This is a genomic window from Armatimonas sp. (assembly GCF_964826245.1).
In genome coordinates this window covers 1-4,489 of sequence record NZ_CBAYMC010000297.1, presented here as the reverse complement: position 1 = coordinate 4,489, position 4,489 = coordinate 1, and the positions used below count along the sequence as shown (strand labels likewise).

The 4,489-nt window shown below is 61.1% G+C and carries 4 protein-coding genes; all 4 read right to left on the bottom strand.

Annotated features, from left to right (window positions below; all coding sequences use genetic code 11):
- A partial coding sequence (locus AC1XOS_RS20055) for a diguanylate cyclase domain-containing protein (protein WP_481963988.1) occupies nucleotides 1-985 on the bottom strand: 985 nt, incomplete at its 3' end.
- Between the two features lie 59 nt (nucleotides 986-1,044).
- Nucleotides 1,045-2,277 (bottom strand): esterase/lipase family protein, encoded by a 1,233-nt coding sequence (locus tag AC1XOS_RS20050; protein WP_481963987.1) that lies wholly within the window; start codon nucleotides 2,275-2,277, stop codon nucleotides 1,045-1,047.
- Entirely contained in the window at nucleotides 2,265-3,482 is a 1,218-nt protein-coding gene (locus tag AC1XOS_RS20045) for a hypothetical protein (protein ID WP_481963986.1), read from the bottom strand. The genes AC1XOS_RS20050 and AC1XOS_RS20045 overlap by 13 nt, the downstream gene beginning before the upstream one ends.
- On the bottom strand, nucleotides 3,479-4,489 hold a 1,011-nt coding region (locus AC1XOS_RS20040), incomplete at its 5' end, for a UDP-N-acetylglucosamine 4,6-dehydratase family protein (RefSeq protein WP_481963985.1). The genes AC1XOS_RS20040 and AC1XOS_RS20045, both read right to left, overlap by 4 nt.

Here is a 4,489-nt window from a genome sequence, read left to right as displayed (position 1 = left end):
GTCCGACCGAGTCGTGCGTGCGGAGCGTATCCGGGAGTCGTTGCGCGACGACTCGAAGAAGGGCATCTCCGGTTTCATGACCTAAAGAGTCATTGATGCGCTTGAAACCATCCAAATCAATAAAGAGAGTCGCCAGCATGTGCTCGCTTGGGAGCGTGTCAATAGCGCTCTGGACTTGTTTTAGGAAGTACTCGCGGTTGGGAAGCTCGGTGAGGATATCGTGTTGCGTGCGCCAGAGAACTGTCTCTGCCGTGGCGAGCTGCTGCGTAATATCGCGTGTGGCACATAGATAAGTCGCTGGAGCCCAGCTTGATTCTAACAGGCGCACACGCGTCTCTAGCCAGCACCACTCTCCCGTACTGTTGCTGTGTCGCCAGCGCACCACGGCTTCACCCTGGCGTTTTAGGCAGCGCAATGTGTGAAGAACCCGTTGCCGATCCTCCGGATGAATTCGAATAAAAGCGGACTTACCAACAATTTGTTTGGGGGACAGGCCGGTGATGCGTGAGACCGCGGGAGTGGCGTAGAGCGTGTTGAGATGGTCATCGTGCAGGCTCACCACGTCTTCTAGTAGGCCCATCATGAGATCAAACTGTGGGGTCTCGATCGTGATACTAGGCAGGGCAGGAAGGCTGAGCGCGGTGATATCGTGGCCGCTGAGATGAAAGCGTGCGATCTCTCCCGTGTCCGCCGCGAGTGGAACCACCGTGACGGCGAGGCTTGTCCAGTCGGCACCGGGGAGTCGGTGTTTAAGAAAGCCACGCCAGCTCTGCTCGTCTGTGGCTTTTTGGAGAATATCGAGTTGGCTGAGTGCGGAGCTCGGCGCGTCGCTGGCATCAAACTCGGCCAGCCAGCAAAGCTCCATCCTCTCCGGGGCAAGAAAGATTGTTTCCGCTGCCTGGTTGAGATAGACCATTTGTCCCTGAGGATCGAGCAGGCAGGAGATATCCGGGGTTTTCTGGGCTGTTGCCGCGAGCCATGGCATCCAATCCGATATCTCTGGGGTCATTACTCAAGTAATTATGGTAGTTTAACCGGTTTTTTTTATAGTAAAAGCTGTCTCAAAAGAAAACGAGCAGCCTCCTCGCTGAGCTGATCGTGTAGCAACGACGGTGCACTGTCTGGGAGGCAGTAGAAAGCATCGGTGGGAGGGGCTTGGCCGGGTGCGGCATCGAGTGCGGATTCCGTGGGAATGAAAGTGGGGAGATCCCTAATCTTTGCCCCCGCCAGCCCTAGTGGGAGCGCGGTGGAGAAGCCTGCCAGCCCGGAGAGCAAGGAGCCTGGCTGCTGGTCGTGAGCGCTGGCGCGGACATGCTCCTGGCGAAACGGTTGCCAGAGGGTGAGAAGTGTCTGGGGAGTGTTGTTTTTCTGGCGCGGGCCGTTGCTCAGCGCGACCGTGCGGCACCAGCGTGGCCACTCGGGGAGGTTGAGAGGAGCCCAGGGGGAGCAGAGGACTCTCTCGGGCCAGTCCGCAAGCCCGCGTCTATGCCAGCGAATCTCGGAGGCGTACTCACGAAGAATCAAGCGGGCGATGGGGCTCTCCAGAGGCTTGATCATCGCAGGTCCTGCGTAGCGCCGGATGAGTGCCTGAAGCTGTGGGTTTAGGTTCGCCCCTCGGTGGGGGGTATCGTAGGTGAGGAGCGTGCGAACGGGCAGGGTCTTGTCGGCCAGCGCGACCCGCGCCGTCAGTCCCCCTGTGCTGATCCCCACCACCGCGACTCTATCTCGCAGGGCTTCGGCAAGAGCCAGAATCGCCCGGCGAAGTCGTGGCGCTAGTGCCTCAGGCGCAAGCTGGGAGTTGGGAAAGCGCAGGATCGCCACGCTGCCGCCTGCGGCACGAAGCGGGTCGGTAGCCCTTGCCATGAGCTGCATCATCTGGGTTGCGGTGAAGGCATTGGAGGCATCAAAGCCCATCACAACCAGAGCTACGGGGCCATTTTTCCCCCGTGTCGGCCCCCAGAGCGGTGTGTTGTCAGAGAGCATGCGGTCGGGTGGCTCAAACACCGTGAGTGTGTCACCGCTCTGGGTGAGCGCCAGTGTCTCAAGATCAAGTGCGGCAAGCTGCGCTTTCCAGCCTCCCTCAAACGAGAACCCAAGTGGCACGCTCGCCAATCCCCGGCTATCGGTGATAATGCGGCGCTGGAGACGGTCAAAGCAGGGGACGCGGCAGCCATCGGGCAAGATGCGCTCCCCCGAGAGCTGGAGAGTCACACGGAGAGTGCACCGGCTCTGGGGCCGTCCTGCCCGATCCCGGACAGTGAAGGTTACGGCATCCATCCAAAGGTAAGGCGCAGGCTGTCACGCTCTAAGCGAGCCGTGGCGTAGGCTTGTGGGGTGAGTGTTGTCGCGGCAAAGAGCGTGACACGGTTGAGGCTCGTCGGGCCGGGCTGGCTGGCGTCGCGGCGACGGCGCTGCTCCGCCTCAACTGCCAAGGAGAGCTTGGCGCTGACTTTGTAGTCCGTGCGGGCAAAGAGAACATGGGCATTGGGGCCCGCGACATGACCGAGTGGGGAGTCGCCGCGCTGCCAGGCATCGGCCTTGATATCGCTACGGTAGGTGCGGCGGTTCGTGTCCATCACCTCAGCACGCCACGAGAGCGGCCCCCGCGAGGCAGCGGCCCCGAGGAGCAGCCCTGAGCGCTGCGGCGTGGTCTCGACGCCGCCTAAAAATGAGGGCGCTTTGATGTCGTCTAGCAGATACTCGCCATAGAAGCGGGTGCCGTTTTTGGGGGTGTAGGAGACACTGACATCGGCCATGTAGTTGAGCCAGTGGGAGTTTCGGTAGGCTGTGGAGCGCGGCAGGCCCAGCCAGCGCCCCGTCCCTCCGACGGTCCAGTCGTGCTCATAGACGTACCAGGGAAGGACCGCAGCAAGGCCAGGATCGGGGAGCCGGAGGGCTTTGATTGCTTCCCCCGCGGAGATCTGCCAGGGGCCTTCGCTCTGAAGAGTCAGGCGGCGACCTGCTAAGTGGCGACGCGTCCCACTAGACGACTCCACGGGGGCTGTGGGGTCGTTGGGCTCAAAGAACTGGCCGTAGAACTGCTCAAAGGTGAGCTTGCCAAAGTTTTTCGTGACACTGACGCGATCCAACGGCGCGGTAGAATCGGAGAAGAGCATCCCGCCCGTCCAGCCTGGCCCCCAGCGCAGAGAGCGTCGTCCTGCCGCAAAACTCCAGCCCTGCCACTCGGCACTTGCCTCGGCTGCCGTGATGCCGTCTTTGGTGGCCTGCACCTGCCAGCCCATGCCCGAAGCGAAAGCACGAGGAGCGTTTCCGAGGGCCACAAACTCAGTTTTGACAGGAAGCTTTGCCAGCAAAGGCGCAAGCTCACGGCGGGTGAAGAGGCGGTCGGAGCGCAGAAAATCCACGGGTTGCCAGCCTGGAAGTAGCCCACGACGAGCCGCATCGGCGAGGCGGGCATAGACGGGGTCGCCAGGCGCGATGATCTCGTCACGCGGGCCGGGAGGGAGCACATTATCGGTCATACACGTACTGTCCCACTGGTAAAGACCGTCTCCCCGAGAACTGTCTCCCCGCGAGCTACCTTGAGAATCTCTTCACGGAGTGTGTCTCGCTCCCCCTCACAGGCCAAGCGAATCAGGCGATCCACGGCAGGAAGCAAGAGGGGGGAAATCGTGCCACTCTCACTCACAGAGATCTTGGTGTGTGCGGTCGGACGGCGTGCCTCACTGGCATAGAGAAGCTCTTCGACGATCTTCTCGCCGGGGCGGACGCCGGTGAACTCAATCTTAATGTCCACATCAGGTCTCAGGCCTGAGAGTCTGATCAGATCACGAGCTAAGTCCAAGATCCGAACCGGCTTGCCCATGTCGAGTAAGAAAGTCTCGCCCTGCTTGCCCATTGCTCCGGCTTGTAAGATGAGCTGGACGGCCTCAGGAATGGTCATGAAGTAGCGGGTCATGTTGGGATCGGTTACGGTCACGGGGCCGCCTCGTGCGATCTGCTTTTGCATCGTGGGCACCACGGAGCCACGTGAGCCCAGCACATTGCCAAAGCGCACGACGGCGAACTCTGTGGTGGGATTCTGCTGAGCGATGCCAGAGACGATCTGCTCCCCGATGCGCTTGGTCGCACCCATCACGCTCTCGGGGTTGACAGCCTTATCGGTCGAGACATAGACCAGCTTACGCACTCCACAGGCTGTGGCGACCTCGGCGACATTGCGGGTGCCGAGCACGTTGTTCTTGACAGCCTCGCTAGGACTGGTCTCCATCAGCGGTACGTGCTTGTGCGCTGCCGCATGGAAGACCACCGTGGGCCGCTCCGTGAGAAAGACTTCCTCTAAGCGATCCCGGTCTTTGACATCGGCGATAATCGCGGTGGGGGCGATGCCAAAGTCTCGGATCAGCTCTTGTTCGATCTCGAAAATCGAGTTCTCACCGCGTCCCAGTAGCAGCAAGCGCGCTGGATTCAGCCCGGCGATCTGGCGGCAGAGCTCGCTACCAATGCTGCCGCCCGCACCGGTTACTAA